The organism is Falsiroseomonas algicola, assembly GCF_011040385.1.
Classification (GTDB): Bacteria; Pseudomonadota; Alphaproteobacteria; order Acetobacterales; family Acetobacteraceae; genus Falsiroseomonas; species Falsiroseomonas algicola.
The window spans coordinates 222,913-242,951 of record NZ_JAAIKB010000004.1 but is presented as its reverse complement, the minus strand read 5'-3'; the positions used below and the strand labels follow the sequence as shown (position 1 = coordinate 242,951).

Genomic DNA, 20,039 nt, shown 5'->3' with positions numbered 1-20,039 from the left:
TCGAAGCGGGCGCAGTGTCGGGCGGCGGCGGCCAGGCGTCCAAGACCGAGTGCAGGGTCCGCGATAAGCCGCCCTTATGAGGGCAGGTGGGGCGTGTAGCGGCTGCCGGCCTCCCGCAGCTTCCGGCGCAGCACATTCTGGGTGGTGGAAAGCGGCCGCCGCGTGCTGAACAGCAGGGAGATGGGCAGGGTCTGCTGCGGCAGGAAGCGCCGCGTCACCAGGTCCTGGAAGCCGCTCCAGGGCACCAGCGCATCCACCAGCGCCACGCCCAGCCCCTGCTGCACGAAGCCGATGGCGGCGATGGAGACGTCGATTTCCACCTGCGGCAGGTAGCGCGTGCCCGCCTCCGCGAAGGCCTCCGCCAGCATCACGCCCTGCAGGCTGTCCGGGCGATAGGAGATCAGCGTCTCTCCCTCCAGATCGGCGGGGCCGATGCTGGGCTGGGCGGCCAGGCGGTGGCCCTGCGGCAGCAGGCAGAGCACCTCGCTGCGGCCGATCCGCTCGGTCTGGATCAGCGGCTGCGGCGTGTCGTTCAGCGCGACGCCGAGATCGGCCTCGCCATTGTCCAGCATGGTGGTCAGCACGGCCATGGAGACGATGTAGGAGATCACGCGCACACCCGGGCAGGCGATGCGGAAATCGGCCAGTGCCTGCGGCACGAAGGACAGGGCCGTGGGGGCGGAGGCCGCCAGCCGTAGCGCCCCCTGCTTGCCGTGGCGGAGATCGGCCGCGAAGCGGCGGAAGCCTTCCAGGTCCCGGTGCAGGCGCTCGGCTTCCGGGAACAGCAGATTGGCCTCCGGCGTCGGCGTCAGCCGGCCGTGCAGGCGCTGGAACAGGCGGAAGCCCAGCTGGTCCTCGGCATGCAGCAGAAGCTGGCTCAGCGCGGGCTGGGAGACATTGAGCGCCTGGGCGGCGGCCGTCAGCGTGCCGCAGCGCATGATGGTGCGAAAGACTTCGATCTGCCGTGCGTTCATGGGCCGCTCACAGGCTCCGCCATAGGTCGGGCTTATGCAAGCAAGGCGGATGCCGATTGGACAGCCCCGACCCGCGGGCGGAGGCTGGGCTTCATGAGCGCAAGCGGGCACGAGGCGGGGCTGTTCCGCCGATTGGCGGAAACCGGGCGGCGACCTGTTCGGCTATGGGTCGACGGCCAGCCCATCGAGGCGCTGGAAGGCGACACGCTGATGGTGGCGCTGCTCACCCAGGGCCTGGTGCTGCGGCACAGCGAATTCGGCGACGGCGCGCGGGCCGGCTTCTGCATGATGGGCGCCTGCCAGGATTGCTGGGTCTGGACGGAGCAAGGCGGCAGGCTGCGCGCCTGCAGCACCACCGTCATCGAATCGCTCCGCATCGTGACGCGGGAGGTTCCGTGGCCAGCCCTGCCGTGATCGTCATCGGCGCCGGGCCGGCGGGCATCCGCGCGGCGGCGCGGCTCGTGGAGGCCGGGCTGCGGCCGGTGCTGATCGACGAGAATGAGCGCAGCGGCGGCCAGATCTATCGCCGCCAGCCCGCCGGTTTCACGCGGCCGGCCTCGGCGCTCTACGGATCGGAGGCAGCCAAGGCGGTGGCGCTGCACGCGGCCGCCGATGCGCTGGCCCCGCGGCTGGACTACCGCCCCGGCACGCTGGTCTGGGGCATCGCCGATGGCGCGGTGCTGACGCAGCGCGGGGACCGGCTGGAGCGCCTGCCCTATGCCGCGCTGATCCTCTGCTCCGGCGCGACGGACCGGATCATGCCGCTGCCCGGCTGGACCCTGCCCGGCGTCTACAGCCTGGGCGCGGCGCAGATCGCGCTGAAGGCGCAGGCCTGCGCGATCGGGTCGCGCGTGGTGTTCATGGGCACGGGGCCGCTGCTCTACCTCGTGGCCTGGCAATACGTGAAGGCCGGCGCCACGGTGGCCGCCGTGCTGGACACCAGCCCGTCCCGGCGGCGCGTGCTGGCCGCCGCCGCGCTGGCCGCGCGGCCGGCGGTGCTGGCGCAGGGGCTGCGCTATCTGGCGGGCCTGCGGCGCGCCGGCATTCCGGTGCTCACCGGCGTCACGCCGCTGCGGATCGAGGGGCATGGCCGCGTCGCCGGCGTGGTCGTGAGCGACCGTGCGGGGCGGGAGCGGCGGGTGGAAGCGGACGCCGTCGGGCTTGGCTATGGCCTGCGATCGGAGACGCAGCTGGCGGACCTGGCGAAGGCGCGCTTCGGCTTCGACGCCGTGGCCCGCCAGTGGCTGCCGGAGACGGATGCGGATGGGCGCAGCAGCGTCCCGCTTGTCTACCTGGCTGGCGATGGCGCCGTGGTGCGCGGCGCCGATGCGGCGGAGCTGGCGGGGCGGCTCGCCGCCTGTGCCGCGCTGCGGGACCTCGGCCATGCCGTGCCGGAGGAGGAGTTCTCTCGCCTGCGCGCGGCGCTGCGGCCGATGTCGCGCTTCCGCCAGGGGTTGGAGAACGGCTTCCCCTGGCCCGGCCACCTGGCCGCGATGCTGCCGAACGAGACGATCATCTGCCGCTGCGAGGCCATCACCGCCGGCGCCATCCGTCGCACTGTCGCCGAGACGGGCGCGCCCGAGATGAACCGGGCCAAGTCGCTGGGCCGCGTCGGCATGGGGCGCTGCCAGGGACGGATCTGCGGCCTGGCGGCCGCGGAGGTCATCGCCGCTGCCCGCGGCGTTCCGGTGGAGGAGGTGGGGCAGCTGCGCGGCGCCGCGCCGATCAAGCCCCTGCCGCTGACTGCGGAGCTCGGCCCCGATGAAGGCTGACGTCATCATCGTCGGCGGCGGCCTCATGGGCAGTGCCACCGCCTTCTTCCTGCGCCGCCGCGGCCTCTCCGTGATCCTGCTGGAGCGCGACCTCGTCGGGCAGGCGGCCACCGTCGCCAGCTTCGGCAATATCCGCCGCCAGGGCCGCTTCCTGCCCCAGCTGCCGCTGGCCAACCTCTCGCGCGACCTCTGGGGCCGCGTGCCGGAGCTGATCGGGGAGGATGTGGAGTTCCTGGCCAGCGGCCATCTGCGCGTCTGCTTCCGCGACGCCGAGATCGGCCGGATGGAGCAGTACGCGCGGGACTGCGCGCCCTATGGGCTGAAGCTCGAGTTGATCAGCCGCAATGCACTGCGCGACCGCTTCCCCTACCTGTCGCCGGAGGCGGTCATGGCCTCCTACTCGCCGCTGGATGGCCATGCCAATCCGCGGCTCGCGGCGCCGGCCTTTGCGCGCGCCGCGCGGCGCGAAGGCGCCGTGGTGGTGGAGCATGCCGAGGTGGTCGGCATCGCCCGCGGCGCGGAGGATTTCGTCGTGGAGACGCGCGCCGGGACCTTTCGCGCGCCGATGGTGCAGGTCTCGGCGGGCGCCTGGGGCCAGCGGCTTTCAGCGGCGCTGGGGGAGGATGTGCCCCTGACCCCGGCCGGTCCCCAGATGGGGGTGACGGAGCCCGCCCCGTATCGCATCCCGGAGGTGATGGGCATCCATACCGATGTCACGGAGGAGGGCGTCTATCTGCGCCAGGTGCAGCGCGGCAACATCGTCTTCGGCGGCGGCCGGCGCGATGCCGCGTCGCTGGACACGAAGCGCGCGACGCTGAATCCGCTGAACACCATGGCCCAGATGCCGCATCTTCGGCGGCTGCTGCCTGCCATGGCACAGCTGCGCGTCATCCGCACCTGGAGCGGCGTGGAGGGCTATCTGCGCGACGACATCCCGGTGATGGGGCCGAGCGGCGTGACGCCCGGCCTGTTCTACGCCTTCGGCTTCTGCGGCCACGGCTTCCAGCTCGGCCCCGGCGTCGGCGCGACGATGGCGGAGCTGATCGCGACCGGCCGCACCAGCGTGCCGATCGAGCCCTTCCACATCGGCCGCTTCGCCGCTGCATCATCCACGCCGCCGGGACCGCAGCGGGGATGACGGTGACGGGCCAGGCCGCCGTGGTTCGATGGCGGGCCACGGCGCGAGTCCGGCTGTTGTGCTTGCGCAAGCGCAGCGAGTGGACGCCTTCCTGGACCGGAACCCCGGTCGGATGGTGTTGGCGATCGACTGCCGGTGCGAGGTCGCCAGCAGGAAAGGTGTCCGTGCCAGCGGCCTTCTCGCGCGGCCGGCCAAGGCACCCTCAGACGCATCGTGCCGAAGGCACGGCTCAGACGCATCTTGCCGAGGGCACGGCTCAGACGCATCGTCCCGAAGGCACGGCTTCGGCGTGGCGCAGGTGCCGCGGGCCCAGTCGGGCGCTCGGTCCGGCCAAGTGACCGGTCCGCTGGTATCGGGTGCTTCCATGTGTGCCGCGTGATCGACCTGGGAGGCGCAAGGCGGCATGGCGCGTGAGCGGCGCGCGGGTGCAACAGACGCGCCCCCGGGAGACGCGCTGGCCATCCGCTACAAGGTGAACAGCCGGCCGTGCTGGGGCATGGCGTCGACGATGCCCTCCTTGCGCAGCGCCCGCCAGTAGAGGACGGGGTTGGAGGCCAGCACGGGCATGCCCAACTCGTCCTCCATCTCACGCGCCAGGGTCCGGAAGGCGGCGTTGGTGCCGAGCTGGACGATGGCCTCGACCTCCGGCCCCGCCAGGTCCCGCACGGCTTGAACGATGCGGTCGCGCGGAATGCGCGCGATGGCCGCCGGGCTTGGTGCCTTCAGGCCGGTCAGGCGCACCACCTCATGGCCCGCATCCTCGAACAGGGCGCGGGCGGCGACGTCGCCCACCGGCATGAAGGGGGTGAGCAGGGACAGCCTGACCTTCCGGCCGAACAGGACGTCCAGCGCGGCGAGGATGGCGGTGGTGTAGTCCGTCACGCGGCAGCCCATGCGCGCGGCGCAATCGGCCACGAGTCGTTGGCCGGCCGCCCCGCCCCCCACGAAATTCTCCACCATCACGCCGAGCACGACATGGCCGGGGGCCGCGGGGAGCAGCGTGTCCAGCGCGGCGTTCAGGCCGTTCACCATGGATGCCCGCACCGCGAGCGTATCGGCATCGCTCGTCACCGAACGGTCGGGGTTGGGGATGCGCGCATGGGCATTGATGACGCCGGCCGGGCGAAGCGCTTCCATCTCCGGCTGGACCGAGATGTTGGTGGCGGGCGCCACCACGCCCATCAGCAGCCGTGGCTGTTCTTCCTGCATGACCTGACGTTAGGGCAGGAGCGGGACTGATGGAATGAGGCGGGCGCGCTCGACGACGATCGCCGGCTCTGCCGTGCGGCTCGACCCGGCGCATTCCGTATGGCGGAATGCGCGCCGCGCCTCTCAGCCTGTGCCGCCCCGGCGATGCTAGGCTGGTGGCATCGAGGGGAAGGAAGCACCGGCAATGCGGGTGGTGGAATACAGGGGCGCGGGCGGGGCGGAGGTGATTGCCCTCACGGAGCGGCCGGTGCCGTCCCTGGCGGCGGGCGAGGTGCTGGTCAAGGTGGAAGCGGCCGGGGTGAACCGGCCCGATGTGCAGCAGCGCAAGGGGCTCTATCCGCCGCCTCCCGGGGTGACCGACATCCCGGGCCTGGATGTCGCGGGCGTTGTGGCGGCGGTGGCGCCGGATGTCGCCTGGCCGTGCGTGGGGGACGCGGTCTGCGCGCTGGTCTCCGGCGGCGGCTATGCGGAGTTCTGCGCGGTGCCCGCGCCGCAGTGCATGCCCGTGCCGCGCGGCTTCAGCTTCGTGCAGGCGGCGACGCTGCCGGAAGTGTTCTTCACGGCCTGGAACAACGTCATCTGGCTCGGCCGCCTGGCGGAGGGCGAGACGCTGCTGGTACAGGGCGGCACCAGCGGCGTGGGGCTGGCGGCGATGCAGATCGCGCGGCACCTTCGCGGGTCGACCGTCCTCGCCACCAGCAGTTCCGTGGACAAGCAGGCGGTGTGCCGGGAGATGGGGGCGAGCGGCGTGGTGGACTACCGCGATGCCGATTGGGACGACCAGCTTCGCGCCATGACGGGCGGGCGCGGCATCGACGTGATCCTGGACTCCCAGGGCGGCGACTATACGGCGCGGGAGATGGCGCTGCTGGCGCCGGACGGGCGCCTGGTGCTGATCGCCAGCCATCGCGCGCCGAAGGCGGAGATCAGCACGCGCGAGATCTATATCCGCCGCCTGACCCTCACCGGGTCCACGCTGCGGTCGCGGCCGCCGGCGTATAAGGGCCGCATCGCGCGGGAGTTGGTGGAGCAGGTCTGGCCGCTGCTGGAGGATGGCCGCATCCGCACGCATATCTGCGGTGTGCACGGCATGGCGGATGTGGCCGCTGCGCAGGCGGTGCTGGATGCCAATGCGCAGATCGGCAAGCTGGTGCTGCGCATCGGCGACATGGCGGATGAGCGGCCGGGATGAGCGACCCGCCGGTCCAGTCCGTGCTGCGGGCGATCGCCCTGCTGAAGCTGCTGAACCGGCAGCGGACGACGACGGTCGACCAACTGCATCGCGCGACGGGCCTGCCGAAGCCGACCATCATGCGGCTGCTCGGCACGCTGATCGAGGCCGGGCTGGTCGCGAAGGCGGAGCGGGCGCTGGGCTACCGCATCACGTCGCAGGTCGCGCAGCTCAGCGCGGGCTTCCATGGCGGGCCGCTGGTGGCGGAGGCGGGGCGGGCCTGGGCGGCGGACCTGACGCGGCGGCTAAAATGGCCCGCCGTCATTGCCGTGCTCGACCAGGCGCGCATGGCCGTCAGCGTCAGCACCCTGGCGGAGAGCACCGTCTCCCCGTTCCATGCCACGATCGGCACGCGCTACAGCCTGGTGACGCGCGCCATCGGGCGGGCCTACCTCGCCTTCTGCCCGGATCCGGAGCGGCGGATCCTGATGCGCATGCTGGCTGCCGCCAGCGATCCCGAGGATAATCCGCCGAACCTCGTGCGCGTCGCCGCGGCGGCCATCGCCGCGGTGCGGCGCCAGGGCTATGCGCTGCGGGACCCGAAGGCGGAGCCGCTGGGGTCCAACACCGTCGCCGTGCCGATCCGGCTGGGCGACGGCGTCGCGGGCACGATCGGCCTCAGCTACTTCCGCTCCGCCGTCAACCACGAGACGCTGGTGACGGAGCTGGTGCCGGCGCTGCATGAGGCCAGCCGGCAGATCACCGCCGCGATCGAGCGGCTGCAGCGCAACGCGCGGCCGTCATCCGGCCAGGCCGTCGAGTAGCGGCGCGACGTCCTCCAGTGTTTCCAGGCGCAGCACCGCGTCGATGGCGCTGTCCGCCTGCGCACTGGTCAGCACGCCATCCACATTCGCGCGGAATTTCCGGATGACATCGGCAGCCGTCATCGGGTTGGCGCGGGTGCCCCGCATGTCGTCGATCCGATGGCTTACCACGCGCCCATCGCGGAGGTGCACCGTGACCATGCCGCCGGAGCGCGTTGCCGTGGTGTCGGGATCGTCCTCGTACTCCACGAGGTCGGCGATGCGGTTGATGCCGGGGTCGTGCAGCGCGGCCTCCGCATAGGCGTCCTTGTCCATGCGGCCGCGGACCAGCGCCTCCGCCACCGTGTGCTGCAGGCTGATGCGGCCATGCCAGGTGGTGGAGGGGCGGCGCTTGTCGGCGACGGGTTCGCAGACCGTGGCGAAGGACCGCTTGCCGATCCGGCAGGTGACGCCGGTGATCTCCTCCGGCCGGATGGCGTGGCGGTCGCGCAGCACGATGGCGCATTCGATATGCGGCATCATGGTGAAGGCGCAGGGATGCACCTTGGCGGCGATGTTCAGCACTTCCCACACCTCGCCAAGGCCATCGCCGAGCGCATCGAAGCGGAGGTCGTCGCGGCCCTGCACATGGCTGCGGAACCAGCCGAAGCGGCCATCGAAGACGGGCAGAGGGCCGCTGATGCCGGCCTCCGCCAGCGCCAGAGCCCGCAGCGCGCCGGTCGCCGCCGTGCCGACATGCATCATCTTGGTGGAGCTGCCATCCTCGAAGGAGGCGTTCAGCCCGGCGGAGAGGCTGCCCGCGGCGCCGATGGCGTCCGCGATCAGCCCCGCGCCGTGCCCGCGCAGCGCCGCCAGCGCATAGACGCCGCCGAAGACGCCGAAGACGGCGGTGGGGTGGAAGCCCAGCGTGTGCAGGCGAACGGGCGTGATGCGACCAAGCCGGCAGGTCAGCTCGCTGCCAACCAGCACGGCCCGGATGAGGTCGGCGCCGGAGACGCGGCGGCGCGTGACTTCCGCGAAGGCGACGGAGACGACGGGCGCGGTCGGGTGGATGAAGCTTTCGATGTGGGTGTCATCGAACTCCAGCACCGCCGTCATCACGCCGTTCACGAAGGCGGCCGCCATGGGGGAGACATCCTGCGTGTCGCCCAGGATGCGCGCGCCGCCGCCGCCATCGATGGACAGCGCCGCCTGCCGGGCCGCCGCCACCAGCGGCAGCGGTCGCGCCGCCAGCATGACGCCGATGAGGTCGAGGATGCGGAGCTTCGTGCTTTCGATCACCTCGGTCGGCACGCGCTCCAGCGTGACACCGGCGGCCCAGGACGCGGCGCTTGCGTTGAGGCCGCTCATTCCGCGGTGATGCCGGCGCTGCGGATCAGCGCGCCGAACTGGCGCGTATCCTCGGCGAGGTCGTCCGCCAGCTGGGATGGCGAGCGGTAGCTCGGCACCACGCCGATGCGGCCCAGGCGCTCCACGAAGGCGGCGTCGCGCAGCATCGCCTCCACATGGCCGGCGAGCAGCGCCACGGTGGAGGGGTTCATGCCCGGTGGCCCCATCAGCGCCTGCCAGCCGGAGGTGCGGACATTGGGGTATCCCTGCTCCGCCAGGGTCGGGATGTCCGGGAATTGCGGGAGGCGGCGATCGCCGACGGCGGCCAGGCCGCGCAGCCGGCCCTGCTGCACATGCTGGATCACGACGGTGTCGATCATGAAGTCCACATCGCCGCCCAGCATCGCCTGCACGCCGGGCGCGGAGCCGCGGAAGGGGATGTGCACGGCCTCGAACCCCGCTTCCCGCCGGAACATCTCCGTCATCACATGCAGGGTGGAGCCGATGCCGGAGGAGCCGTAGTTGAGCTTGCCGGGATTGGCCTTCCCGTACGCGACCAGCGCCGCGAGCGTCGTCACCGGCAGCGTGTTCCGCACCGCCAGCAGGCGCTGGGATTCGCTGATGTTGGCGATGGGCGTGAAGCCCGCGACAGGGTCGTAGCCGACATTCGCCATGTGCGGCAGGATGGCGAAGATGGCGTTGCCCGCCAGCAGGATGGTGTGGCCGTCCGGCGCCGCGCGGCTGACGGCCCGCGCCGCGATGGCGCCGCCGGCGCCGCCCTGGTTCTCCACCACCACCGGCACGCCGAGGCGCGTGGCAAGCGCCTCACCGACGAGGCGGCCGACCAGGTCGCCGGTGCCGCCGGCGGCATAGGCCACGACCAGGCGCAGCGGCCGGTCGGGAAAGCTCTGGGCGCGGGCGGCACCGATGCCGGCCGTCGCCGCGAAGGCCAGCAGCCCGCGCCGGGCGATCCCTGTTGCGTCACGCATGGTCGTCTCCTGCCCCTACTGCTTCTCGATGCCGGCACGGTCGATGATGCGCGCCCAGAGCGCGATGTCGTCGCGCAGCAGCGCGGCCATTGCTTCAGGCGTGTTGGTGAGCGGCTCCACGCCGAGGGCGAGCACGCGGGCGCGCATGGCGGGTTCCTGCAGGATCTCCGCGACATGGCGGTTGAGCAGGTCGATCACCGGCCGCGGCGTGCGGGCGGGCGCGAAGAGCGCGTTCCAGCCGGTGACGGCATAGTCCGGCAGACCTTCATCCCGCAGCGTCGGCACGGCAGGCAGCAGGGCGGATCGACGTTCGCCCGTGCTGGCCACGGGGCGCAGCTGTCCGCCCTCGATCACGCCGCGCGCGGCGGCAAAGGATTCGAAGGCGATGTCGGCATCGCCGCGTTGCGCGGCGGTCAGCACCTCCGGCGTCGTGCGGTAGGGCACGACGGTCGCCTCCAGCCCGGCGGCCACGCGCAGCCACTCCGCGGCCAGGTTCTGCGTGCTGCCCGGGCTGATCGTCGCCATGGTGAGGCGCCCGCCCTGGCGCCCCGCGGCCAGAACGTCGGCCACCGAGCGGAAGCGGGAGCCGGCGGCAGTCAGCAGCACCAGGTCGAAGGACACCATGGCGGAGATGGGCGCGAAATCCGCGACGGGATCATAGGGCAGGCTGCGGAAGAGCGAGGCGTTGATGGCGTTGCCGGTGCTGAGCACGATCAGCGTCTGGCCATCCGGCGCCGCCGTCGCGCCCGCCCTCGCCGCGATGCCGCCGCCGGCACCCGGCCGGTTGTCCACCACCACCTGCTGGCCGAGGCGACGCGACAGCTGTTCACCGACGAGCCGCACGGTGAGGTCGGCCAGCCCGCCGGCACCGAAGCCCACGATGATGCGGACAGGGCCGCTCGGATAGGCCTGCGCGCGTGCCGTGGCGGGCAGCGCCAGCGCGGCGGCGAGGGCCGCGCGTCGCGTCAGTCTGATCACAGCCGCCTTCCCCCATCGACGAGAACGACCGAGCCCGTGGTCAGCCGCAGATGCGTCACCGCCGCCTCCACCGCCATGGCGACGTCATCGGCCTGGCAGACGGTCTTCAGCGCCGAGAGCGAGGCCTGCTTCAGCACGGCGTCCCGGCTGCGGCCGGGCACGAAATCCGTGTCCACGCCGGCGGGCGAGATGCCGATGATGCGGATCTCCGGCCCCAGCACGCGGGCGAGCGACATGGCCATGGTGTCCATGGCGGCCTTGGAGGCGCAGTAGGCGATGCTGCTGCCGAGCCCGTTGAGCGCCGCGAGAGAGGAGATGTTCACCACCACCGCATCGCCGCCGCGCTTCAGCAGGGGCGCGAAGGCGCGGATGGTGGCGAAGGGGCCGCGCACATTCGTCACCAGGATGCGGTCGAAGGTCTCGTCATCCAACGCATCCAGGTCGCCATGCAGCACGGCGCGGGTGGTGCCGGCGGAATTCACCAGCACATCGGCGCGGCCGAAGGTCGCTTCCACCAGCGTGGCGGCCGCGGCGATGGCGGCGCTGTCCGTCATCGGCAGGAAGACCGGCAGGTGGCCCTCGCCGGGCAGTTCCGCCGCCAGGGCCTCCGCGCGATCACGCCCGCTGTTGTAGCCGATGGCGACACGGGCCCCGAGCGCGGCCAGGCGCCGCGCGCAGGCGGCCCCGATCCCGCTGCTGCCGCCGGAGATCACGGCCACGCGCCCCTGCAGACCATAGGTGCCAAGATTGCCGGGCTTCACCTCGTTCATCGTGCTGTCCTCAGCCGGAGGTCGGCCGGCTGCCCTTGAAGAGCGGCCTGGTGGTGCGGGCGGCGTAGCGCCACTGCCCATCGGCGCCGCGGACGCATTCATCCGTGACGGCGCCGATCAGGATCGGCGGTTCGGACATCAGCGGCGCCACGCCATCCTCCGCATAGAGGCACATCGTCCATTCGGCGGTGGCGTGGTTCTCGTCGCGCACGGTGACATGGAAGTTGTGGATCAGGTGGCGCGCGACGCGTTCGCCGCGGCCCTGGCGTTCCGTGTAGAAGGCGCGGATGGCATCGCGGCCAATGCGGGCCTTGTGGCTGGTGGTGTAGACGCCGTCCTCCGTGAAGAACTCATGAGCCTTGCGGCCCCAGTTCGAATCCACATCGTGCCAGAAGGCGATGTTGAGGATTTCCAGCTCCTGACGGATGCGCAGCGCATCGATGGCCATGGCGGTCTTCTTCCTTCAGAGGTAGTCGGTGAATGCGGCGGGATCGACGAGCGTGCCGTGCCGGAGCCCATCCAGCGCTGCCTGCACCATGGCGATGCGCGCTTCGCGCGTGCTGGCGCCGGCATGGGGCGTGGAGAGCAGGTTGGGGTGGCGCAGCAGGCGGTCATTGTCAGGCGGCTCCTGCGCGAAGACATCGAGGCAGGCGGCGACAAGCGCCCCGGATTCCAGACGCGCCAGCAGCGCATCCTCATCCACGATGCCGCCGCGGCAGGTATTCACCAGCACGCAATCCGGACGCAGCCGGGCCAGGGTGGCGGCATCGTAGAGCCCTTCCGTCGCGCGGCTGCGCGGAATGTGCAGGGACAGGACCTCCGACCGCGTCAGCAAATCGTCGAAGCTGACCGGTGTGATGCCATGGCTTCGGTAGAAATCGGGATAGTCGCGGATGTCATGTGCCAGGATGGTGCAGCCGAAGGGTTGCAGCAGCCGCACCACTTCCTTGCCGATATGGCCGCAGCCATGCAGCCCGATGGTGCGGCCCGTCAGGCTGCGGCCGACGCGGGTGCGCGGCCGCTCGCCATTGCGCATGGCCAGGCTGAGCGGCGCCACCCAGCGCAGCCCCGCGATCATGAAGCACAGCGCCAGTTCGGCGACGGCCAGGCGGTTGACCCCGGGCGTGAAGCCGAGCCGCACGCCGTGGCGCCGGCAGGCCGCCAGATCCACGGTGTTCAGCCCGACGCCGAAGATGCCGATCCGGCGGATGTTCGGCAGCGCCGCCAGCACCTCCTCATTCACCACATCGCCGCCCATGATGGCGCCATCGCAATCCCGCAGGAAATCGATGACCTCCGCCGCATTCATGCGGTGGCGGATATCCTCATTGAACTTCGCCCGCGGATACTCGGCCAGGATGAGGTCGCGCATATAGGGCACGCTGCCGATGGCGCCGTTGGTGACGCCGGGCCGTTCGACCATGCTAATCGACCGAGATGTTGGCGGCCTGGATGATCGGGCGCCACTGCACGATCTCCGCCGCCATGCGCCGGGTGAGGTCGGTGGGGCTGCCACCCAGCGCCGTGAGGCCGAGCGGCGGCAGCAGCGCCTTGGTTTCCTCCAGCGCCAGATAGGCGTTGCTGGCGGCATTCAGGCGGCCGGTGATCTCCTCCGGCAGATTGGCGGGGCCGAGGATCGAGATGAAGCCGGTGGCGCGGTACTCCGGCACGCCCTGCGCCTGCACCGGGGGCACATTCGGCAGCTGCGGGATCGCTTCCGTCGCGGTCACGCCCAGGGCCCGCAGCGTGCCGGCCTGGATGTGGGGCAGGTAGGTGGTGACGAGGTCGATGCCCATGTCCACGGCGCCGCCGAGGAGATCGTTCGTCAGCGGCGCCGAGCCGCGATAGGGCACCAGGTTCAGGCGGATGCCGGCGCGATGCATCAGCAATTCGATCGCCAGATGCGCGGCCGAACCCAGCGGCGGCGTGCCGCAATTGATCTTGTCGGGATTGGCCTTCGCATGGGCGATCAGCCCCTGCACGTCCCGATAGGGCATCTGGCTGCGCGCGGCGAGGACGATCGGCAGTTCCGCGAGCAGCGCGATCGGCGTCAGGTCCGTCGTGGGGTTGAAGGGCATGGAGCGGTAGAGAAGCGTGTTGTTCGTGATGGGCCCATTGGTGCTGATCATCAGCGTGTGGCCATCCGGCGCCGCGCGTGCCACGGCGGCCGCGCCGATATTGCCGTTGGCGCCGGAGCGGTTGTCCACCACGAAGGGCTGGCCGAAGCGCGCGCCGAAATTCTGCGCGACGGAGCGCGCCAGCACATCGGTCGATCCGCCGGCGGGCCAGGGGACGATGATGGTGACGGGCCGCGTGGGCCAGGCCTGCGCCGAAGCGGGCCGCGTGGCGGCGACGAGCGCCGCACCCAGTCCCGCCGACCCCAATTGGCGCCGTGTGATGCTCGACATGCTGCTTCCCCTTGGCTCTTCGTTCGTTGCTCAGGCGCCGAAATAGAGACGCATCGGCGTCTCCGCGCCGATCAGGCGCCGCGTCGCCGCGTCGGGCACCCAGTCATGCAGGTCGGCGATGGTCTGCGCATAAGTCACGCTGTCCTCGAAGGCGGCGAAGGGCCAGTCGCTGCCCCACATCAGCCGCTCCCCGCCCGAGACGCGCAGCAGCGCCTGGGCGTAGGACCGCGCGGCCTCCCGCGATCCCTGGCGGAAGCCGCCGGAGAGCTTCACCCAGGTGCGACCGCGCTCCACCGCGGCGAGCAGCGCCTTGAAGCCGGGGCAGTTGACGCCGAGCCGTTCATCGGGCTTGCCGAAATGGTCGATGACGAGCTTCACACCCGCATCCTCGATGGCTGCGATCACGCCCGGCAGCATCTCCCCGCTGACCAGCGTGTGGACGTGCCAGTCGAGGTCCCGCACGCGGCGCAGCAGCAGCCGGTATTCCGGCGAGGTCAGGTCGGGCGGATCCGGCACGCGGCGGAAGAAGAGGCGGATGCCGACCATGCCATCCGCCTTCATGCGTTCCAGCGTGTACATGTCCGTCTCCGGCCGCACATAGGCGGTGCCGCGCAGGCGGGGATGCCGGCGCATGGAGCGGATGACGTAGTCGTTGTACTGGCCGTAGAGGCTGGCGGCGGCGATGACGCCGAAGCCGACGCCATGCTTGTCCATCACCTCGATGAACTGCTCGGCGGAGGCATCCTCCGGCGGGTGGTGCCACGCCCAGGGCGTGATCGGCATGTCGCGCGTATAGACGTGGAAATGCGTGTCCACGAGCGGCGCGTCGGGGATGGGCAAGGCGTCATTCATTCGCGGGGGATTCCGGCTCTTTCGGCAATGGTCTTCCAGAGGGGCAGTTCGACGCGCAGCCGCGCGAGGAGGGCCTCCGGCCCGTCCAGCAGCGTCTCCGCGCCCAGTTCCGCCATGCGCTCGCTCAGCGCCGATCCGCGTTGCAGCGGCGCCAGTTCCCGCAGCAGCAGCTCCACGGCCCCGGCCGGCAGGTCACGGCTGCCGAAGAGGCCGAACCAGAGCTGCACGCCATCGTAGCTCGGCACGAAGTCGGACAGGGCAGGCACATCGGGCAGCAGCGGGCTGCGCGCGGGCGCGCAGGTCGCAAGCGCACGGAGGCGACCCGCGCGGATGTGCGGCAGGACCTCGATCGGGCTGAGGAAGGCGCTATCGACCTCCCCACCCAGCAGTGCGGTGGCGGAGGGGGCGGAGCCGCGATAGGGGACGTGCAGCAGATCGACCGCGCCGCGGGCGCGCAGCACCTCGCCCGCCAGATGCACGGTGGTGCCGATGCCGGAGGAGCTGAAGCTGACCTGCCCTGGCGCGGCGCGGGCGCGCGCCAGGTAGGCGGCGGCATCGCGGAACGGCGAATCCGCCCGCACCATCAGCAGGATCGGGGAGGCGGCCGTCATGGTGATCGGCACGAGATCCGCCAGCGGGTCGAAGCCGGGATCGCGCTGCAGGGCTGGCAGCACGGCGATGGCGGAGGTGGTGTGCAGCAGCGTGTGGCCATCCGCCGATTGCGCCACCGCGCGGATGCCGACGGCGCCGCCGGCGCCCGAGCGGTTCTCCACGACGAAGGGCTTGCCGAGGCGGCGGGCCAGATGGTCGGCGATCAGCCGGGCAGGGATGTCCGTGGTGCCGCCGGGCGCGAAGGGCACGATGATGCGCGACGGGCGCGCTGGCCACGCTTCCTGCGCGGCGAGCGGTCGTGCGGCGATGCAGGCGCCCAGCAGCAGGCGTCGCCGCAGGGCGGCCGTGGCAATGCCAGGCGACATTCGCTTCCTCCACGGCGCGTCGTGGCGTGCCGTTGCGGGGGAGCCTAGCACCCGGAGGCGCGGCGTCAGGGGCCATGTGGCAGCATTCCGGCATGCGGAATGCTGCCACATGGCGCTTCGCCGTCCCGCATCCCGGTCCTAGCTTCCGGCCACGAAGAGGGGACGCCGCATGCAGCATCAGGATGAGGCGCCGCGCGCCGGGCGCTTCGCCGTGCCGGCGCTGGCCTGCGACGCGCATTGCCACGTCTTCGGGCCGGCCGATCGCTTCCCCTATGCCGCGACGCGCCGCTACACGCCGGAGGACAAGCCGAAGGAGGCGCTGGCGGCGCTGCATCGGCGATTGGGCTTCGGCCGTGCCGTGATCGTGCAGGCGAGCTGCCACGGCACGGACAACCGCGCCATGGTCGATGCGCTGCTGGCGGATCCCCCGCATCGGCGCGGCGTCGCGATGATCGACGACCTGACGACGGATGCCGAGCTGGAGGCGATGCAGGCGGCCGGCGTGCGCGGCATCCGCTTCAACTTCATCAAGGCCCTGGGCGAGGGGCCGGACATGGCGCTGGTCCATCGCTGCCTCGACCGCGTGCGGCCTTTAGGTTGGCACGTGGTGCTGCATGTGCAGGGCGATGGCGTGGCGGAGATGGCGCCGATGATCCGCGCGCTGGAGATGCCTGTGGTGATCGACCATCTCGGCCGCGTCGATCCGGCGCTGGGGGTCGAGGGCCCGGCCTTCCGCGTGCTGCTCGACCTGCTGCGCGACGAGCGCATCTGGGTGAAGCTCAGCGGGATCGAGCGCATGGCCCGCGCGCCGTTTGCGGAGGCGCTGCCCTTCGCGCGCGCCCTGATGCGGGCGGCGCCGCGGCGTGTGCTGTGGGGGACGGATTTCCCGCACCCCAACCTGGCGACGCCCGTCGATGAGGCGGTGCTGCTCGACCTGGTCGCCGAATTCGCACCGCTGCCGGAGGAGCGGCAGGGGCTGCTGGTGGACAACCCCGCCGCGCTCTACGGCTTCGCGCCGTGAGGGGGCGCTCAACCCCCCTTCATCGGATAGTCGGCGGCGTTCAGGACCCAGCCCGGCTTCAGCGAGAAATCCATCCGCGGCGGGCAGAAGATGTCCACCATCTGCCCCGCTTCCTCGGCGCGGGAGGTGTGGATCGAAGGCGGCGGGATCACGGTGACGGAGGGGCCGCGGCAGTATTCATGCTCATCCGCCTGCCAGTGGTTCATGTTCGTGGTCCAGGGCCAGCGGATGTGGTGGGTGTAGGCGCCGTCGAGGATCAGCGAGCATTGCTCGAAATCGTCGTGATGGTGCGGCGACAGCTTCGTCAGGTCCCGCGGCCCGGCGGCGGGTTCCAGGTAGTTCACCATGAAGGTCGTGCAGCGCCAGATCTTGCCGAAGCGCCCCGGCTCCGGCGGGACATCCAGCGTGTAGCTGCGGATGCGGAAGCCGTCCGGCGGCGTCGGCCAGTCCTGCAGCGGCGGGATGCGCGGATCGTCGGCGACGAAGCCGGCGGCGTTGCTGCAGCGTTCGGCGAGGTCCGTGCTGCGCGGGGTGAAGAGCCGCACGATGCGGCCGGCGGCGCGAATCACGATGCGGCTGGCGCCAGGCGGGATGAAGGCGAGGGAATAGCCCTCCACCGTCCGCGTCTCGGCTCCGGCGGTGATGTCCGCCTCCATGCCGCGATCGGGCAGCATCAGCACGTATTCGTCGGGCTGGTCGTCGCGGGCGAAGACGGCGCCAGGCTGCACTTCGGAATAGGCAACGATGAAGTTGCGGCCGCGGGCGTACCAGGTGCGGACGCCCTCGGCCTCCTCCTGCGGGGCGGTCTCGTAGAATTTGGCGTAGTGGGCCGGCGTGAAGGGGCCGGTGACCGCCTTGGGCGCCGAGGCCGGGGCGGCGAGGGCGGCGCGGGGGTCGGAGGCGTCATAGGCCATCGGAGGTTTCCTGAAGCAGTTGTTCTGTTCTGCAGAACATGTTTCCGATTTCTGCGCTGGAGTGTGTTGTCAGGCCGGGGGCCTGTCAACGCTCCCATTCGTCCAGCCGAGCTGGGCGGAAAGGCGCGACGCGGCCTGGCGCAGCTGGCTGATCTGCGCGGCCTCGGGCTCGGCTTCGATGAACTGGATGGAGCCGAGGATCGCGATGCTGCCGACGATGCGGCCATCGCCCTCGAAGATCGGGGCGGCGAGTGCGTTCACGCCGACCAGGCTCTCGCCCGGCGCCACCGCCCAGCCGCGCTCCCGGATGCGCCCCAGTTCCTGCCGCAGCGTGGCCGGGCTGGTGATGGTGTGGGGGGTCCGCATGTCGAGGCGGGACAGCAGCACGCGTTCCCGCACCGCCTCCTCCGCATGCGCCAGCGCCAGCTTGCCCTGGGCGGTGCAGTGCGGCGGCAGGATGGAGCCCGGCTTGACCGCGATCTCGATCGCCTCCCGCCCCGTCAGCGTCGCCAGCACCACGGCGGTGGCGCCTTCCGTGCGGCTGATCACGACCGACTGGCCGAGCGCATCGCGCAGCGCGCGCATCTCCCCCCGCGCGATGGTGGCGAGGTCGAAATTCTCCGCCACGGCGCGGCCGAGCGTCACCAGCCGGCTGCCGACGCGGTACTTTTCCGATTCCGGCGACTGCACGATGTAGCCGGTCTCCACCAGGGTGCGCAGGTGGCGATGGGCGCGGCTTTTCGTGGTGCCGAGCGCCTCCGCCAGCGCCGTGACGCCGACGCCGCCGCGCTGGGCCGCCAGGTATTCCAGGATGCGGAAAGCCATGCTGACGGAGTGCAGCCCCTCGCCCGCCTGGGCCTCGGGGGAGCGGGGTGCGCTTGACTTCACGCGGAGCTGCCTTGATGTTTCTCAGAGTAGTTAACCCGTTCTGCAAAGCGGAACAAGCGTCGGGAGCGTCCCATGGCCCCAGCCCCCCTTGGCGAAGGATTCCGCGCGCGCCTGCTGCGCGGCGAGCTCCTCGTCGGCAGCTTCCTGAAGACGCCGACGCTCCACGCCGCGGAGATCCTGGGCGGAATGGGCTTCGACTTCCTGGTGGTGGATGAGGAGCATTCGCCCTTCGACCGGCAATCCACCGATGCCGCGCTCTTCGCCGCGCGCGCCACCGGCGCGGCGGGGCTGGTGCGCGTGCAGAGCCCTGCAGCGCACCACATCCTGTCCGTGCTGGATTGCGGCGCGACGGGCGTGCTGGTGCCGCATGTCGCGACGGCGGCGCTGGCCGGCCAGGTCGCCGCCGCCTGCCGCTATCGCGGCGGCAAGCGGGGCTATTCGGGATCGGTCCGCGCGGCGGGCCATGGCGGCGGGAAGATGTGGGACTACATCGCGGCGGCGGATGCCGCCACCACCGTGGTCGCGCAGATCGAGGATCCGGAGGCGCTGGACGAGATCGATGCCATCGCCGCGACGGATGGCATCGATGCGCTGTTCATCGGCCGCGGCGACCTGACGGCCGCGCTCGGCGCGCCGACCAATGACGCGCCGGTGATCCGGGATGCGGTGGACCGCATCGCGGCCGCGGCGAAGCGTGCCGGCAAGCCCGTGATGGTCTTCGTCGGCGGCATGAAGGAGGCGGAGTGGCTGCGCTCCATCGGCGCCACCGCCTTCGTGCACTCATCGGACCAGGGCATGATGAAGCAGGCCGCCGGCAAGGCGCTGGCGGATCTGCGGGCCCTGGGCGCCTGAGATCGACCAAGGAACGAGGACGCCATGAGCACGGAAACGATGAACGCCCCCCATGATGCCGAGGTCGCGGAGCTGCTGGTCGGCGCCGTCGACCTGCATTGCCACAGCGGTCCCGCGGCGATGCCGCGCACGCTCGACCACCACGAGGCGCTGCTGGAATGCGCCGCGGCCGGCTTCCGCGGCCTGCTCTACAAGGATCACTTCTATCTCGGCGTCGCCCATGCCGTGATCCTGGAGAAGCTGTTCCCCGATCTCGGCGTGAAGCTGTTCTCCGGCATCGCGCTGAACAACGCCTCGGGCGGCATCAACCCGCATGCGGTGGACCATGCGGTGCAGATCGGCGCGAAGATCGTCTGGATGCCCACGCTGTCCGCCGCGAACCACATCGAACAGGCGATGGGCCAGGGGAAGAGCTTTCCGAAGACCGCGAAGAAGATGCTGGACGCCATCCCGCTGCGGGCGACGGACGCCAATGGCGTGGTGACGGATGCGACGAAGCAGGTGCTCGACATCATCGCGGCGGGTGACGTGATCCTGGCGGGCGGGCATCTCGATGCCGCGGAGATGATCAAGGTGTTCGGGGAAGCGCGGCGCCGTGGCGTGAAGCGCATGCTGGTGAACCACCCGACCTACCTGATCGGCTGCGCGGATGACGACATCCGGGAACTGGTCTCGATCGGCGCGCATATCGAGCACTCGATCTGCATGTGGGTCGAGGGCAAGTCGAAGAAGTTCACGCCGGAGGAACTGGTGCACCTGATCGAGGTGGCGGGCGTGGACCGCACCATCCTTTCCTCCGACCTCGGCCTGGTCGGGTCGCCGCGGCCGGTCGAGGGCTTCCGGCAGGTGGTGCGCCTGCTGCTGGACCAGAAGGTGCCGCAGGCGGATATCCGCGCCATGGTCTCCACCAACGCCGCCCGGCTCGTGGGGCTGGAGGAAGCGGCCTGAGCCGTCGCTTGGCGGTCAGGCGACG

The 20,039-nt window shown here is 71.1% G+C and carries 21 protein-coding genes; 8 read left to right on the top strand and 13 right to left on the bottom strand.

The genetic code is table 11. From position 1 onward, the window contains the following. Positions 1–74: 74 nt before the first annotated feature. Positions 75–974: a LysR family transcriptional regulator gene (locus tag G3576_RS12525; RefSeq protein WP_164694736.1), complete on the bottom strand. Its 900-nt coding sequence runs from the start codon at positions 972–974 to the stop codon at positions 75–77. 93 nt (positions 975–1,067) lie between these two features. Here G3576_RS12525 and G3576_RS31265 point away from each other — a divergent pair, with 93 nt between their 5' ends. From G3576_RS31265 to G3576_RS12515, 3 genes are read left to right on the top strand one after another with little or no spacing between them, the layout of a single operon-like run. Beyond that, positions 1,068–1,388, top strand: a complete 321-nt coding sequence (locus tag G3576_RS31265) for a (2Fe-2S)-binding protein (protein WP_207622790.1) — start codon at positions 1,068–1,070, stop codon at positions 1,386–1,388. Further along, a complete protein-coding gene (locus G3576_RS12520; protein ID WP_328729012.1) occupies positions 1,370–2,746 on the top strand; it encodes an FAD/NAD(P)-dependent oxidoreductase in 1,377 nt (458 codons plus the stop codon). The genes G3576_RS31265 and G3576_RS12520 overlap by 19 nt, the downstream gene beginning before the upstream one ends. After that, a complete protein-coding gene (locus G3576_RS12515) occupies positions 2,736–3,884 on the top strand; it encodes an NAD(P)/FAD-dependent oxidoreductase (RefSeq protein ID WP_164694734.1) in 1,149 nt (382 codons plus the stop codon). The genes G3576_RS12520 and G3576_RS12515 overlap by 11 nt, the downstream gene beginning before the upstream one ends. A 465-nt stretch (positions 3,885–4,349) precedes the next feature. Here G3576_RS12515 and G3576_RS12510 read toward each other — a convergent pair whose 3' ends face one another. After that, positions 4,350–5,093 carry a maleate cis-trans isomerase family protein gene (locus G3576_RS12510; RefSeq protein ID WP_164694733.1) on the bottom strand — a complete coding sequence of 248 codons (744 nt, stop codon included), beginning with the start codon at positions 5,091–5,093 and terminating at the stop codon, positions 4,350–4,352. A 184-nt stretch (positions 5,094–5,277) separates the two neighbouring features. On the opposite strand from G3576_RS12510, the gene G3576_RS12505 reads away from it, so the two are divergent. Both G3576_RS12505 and G3576_RS12500 read left to right on the top strand, forming a co-directional pair. Next, the gene (locus tag G3576_RS12505) at positions 5,278–6,285 is read left to right on the top strand and encodes an NAD(P)H-quinone oxidoreductase (protein WP_164694732.1); all 1,008 of its coding nucleotides are present in this window, start codon (positions 5,278–5,280) and stop codon (positions 6,283–6,285) included. Further along, positions 6,282–7,088 (top strand): helix-turn-helix domain-containing protein, encoded by an 807-nt coding sequence (locus tag G3576_RS12500; RefSeq protein ID WP_164694731.1) that lies wholly within the window; start codon positions 6,282–6,284, stop codon positions 7,086–7,088. Before G3576_RS12505 ends, G3576_RS12500 begins: the two co-directional genes overlap by 4 nt. Here the strand turns inward: G3576_RS12500 and G3576_RS12495 are convergent. Genes G3576_RS12495 through G3576_RS12455 form a run of 9 tightly spaced genes read right to left on the bottom strand, consistent with a single transcriptional unit; the run spans position 7,065 to position 15,391 of the window. Further along, positions 7,065–8,438: an MmgE/PrpD family protein gene (locus tag G3576_RS12495; protein ID WP_164694730.1), complete on the bottom strand. Its 1,374-nt coding sequence runs from the start codon at positions 8,436–8,438 to the stop codon at positions 7,065–7,067. The two genes, G3576_RS12500 and G3576_RS12495, sit on opposite strands and share 24 nt — an antisense overlap. Then, positions 8,435–9,406 (bottom strand): Bug family tripartite tricarboxylate transporter substrate binding protein, encoded by a 972-nt coding sequence (locus G3576_RS12490; RefSeq protein ID WP_164694729.1) that lies wholly within the window; start codon positions 9,404–9,406, stop codon positions 8,435–8,437. Before G3576_RS12490 ends, G3576_RS12495 begins: the two co-directional genes overlap by 4 nt. 15 nt (positions 9,407–9,421) lie before the next feature. Further along, complete coding sequence (locus G3576_RS12485) at positions 9,422–10,384, bottom strand: tripartite tricarboxylate transporter substrate-binding protein (RefSeq protein ID WP_164694728.1); 963 nt, start codon at positions 10,382–10,384, stop codon at positions 9,422–9,424. Continuing rightward, positions 10,381–11,154 carry an SDR family NAD(P)-dependent oxidoreductase gene (locus tag G3576_RS12480; protein ID WP_164694727.1) on the bottom strand — a complete coding sequence of 258 codons (774 nt, stop codon included), beginning with the start codon at positions 11,152–11,154 and terminating at the stop codon, positions 10,381–10,383. The genes G3576_RS12485 and G3576_RS12480 overlap by 4 nt, the downstream gene beginning before the upstream one ends. 10 nt (positions 11,155–11,164) lie before the next feature. Further along, entirely contained in the window at positions 11,165–11,602 is a 438-nt protein-coding gene (locus G3576_RS12475) for a nuclear transport factor 2 family protein (RefSeq protein WP_164694726.1), read from the bottom strand. A gap of 15 nt (positions 11,603–11,617) precedes the next feature. Continuing rightward, positions 11,618–12,577 carry an NAD(P)-dependent oxidoreductase gene (locus G3576_RS12470; protein ID WP_164694725.1) on the bottom strand — a complete coding sequence of 320 codons (960 nt, stop codon included), beginning with the start codon at positions 12,575–12,577 and terminating at the stop codon, positions 11,618–11,620. Position 12,578: 1 nt separating this feature from the next. Beyond that, positions 12,579–13,562: a Bug family tripartite tricarboxylate transporter substrate binding protein gene (locus tag G3576_RS12465; protein ID WP_164694724.1), complete on the bottom strand. Its 984-nt coding sequence runs from the start codon at positions 13,560–13,562 to the stop codon at positions 12,579–12,581. 30 nt (positions 13,563–13,592) lie between these two features. Further along, positions 13,593–14,414, bottom strand: coding sequence for an amidohydrolase family protein (locus G3576_RS12460; RefSeq protein ID WP_164694723.1), 822 nt, complete (start codon positions 14,412–14,414; stop codon positions 13,593–13,595). Then, complete coding sequence (locus tag G3576_RS12455; protein ID WP_164694722.1) at positions 14,411–15,391, bottom strand: Bug family tripartite tricarboxylate transporter substrate binding protein; 981 nt, start codon at positions 15,389–15,391, stop codon at positions 14,411–14,413. Before G3576_RS12455 ends, G3576_RS12460 begins: the two co-directional genes overlap by 4 nt. Before the next feature lie 169 nt (positions 15,392–15,560). On the opposite strand from G3576_RS12455, the gene G3576_RS12450 reads away from it, so the two are divergent. After that, positions 15,561–16,412, top strand: a complete 852-nt coding sequence (locus tag G3576_RS12450) for an amidohydrolase family protein (protein WP_164694721.1) — start codon at positions 15,561–15,563, stop codon at positions 16,410–16,412. Between the two features lie 8 nt (positions 16,413–16,420). Here G3576_RS12450 and G3576_RS12445 read toward each other — a convergent pair whose 3' ends face one another. Further along, positions 16,421–17,326 carry a cupin domain-containing protein gene (locus G3576_RS12445; RefSeq protein WP_164694720.1) on the bottom strand — a complete coding sequence of 302 codons (906 nt, stop codon included), beginning with the start codon at positions 17,324–17,326 and terminating at the stop codon, positions 16,421–16,423. 69 nt (positions 17,327–17,395) lie between these two features. Next, positions 17,396–18,214: an IclR family transcriptional regulator gene (locus G3576_RS12440; RefSeq protein WP_164694719.1), complete on the bottom strand. Its 819-nt coding sequence runs from the start codon at positions 18,212–18,214 to the stop codon at positions 17,396–17,398. A gap of 72 nt (positions 18,215–18,286) precedes the next feature. Between G3576_RS12440 and G3576_RS12435 the strand changes: the two genes are divergently transcribed. Next, positions 18,287–19,066: an HpcH/HpaI aldolase family protein gene (locus G3576_RS12435; protein ID WP_164694718.1), complete on the top strand. Its 780-nt coding sequence runs from the start codon at positions 18,287–18,289 to the stop codon at positions 19,064–19,066. Positions 19,067–19,090: 24 nt separating this feature from the next. Then, positions 19,091–20,014, top strand: a complete 924-nt coding sequence (locus G3576_RS12430) for a DUF6282 family protein (RefSeq protein WP_164694717.1) — start codon at positions 19,091–19,093, stop codon at positions 20,012–20,014. Positions 20,015–20,039 lie beyond the last annotated feature (25 nt).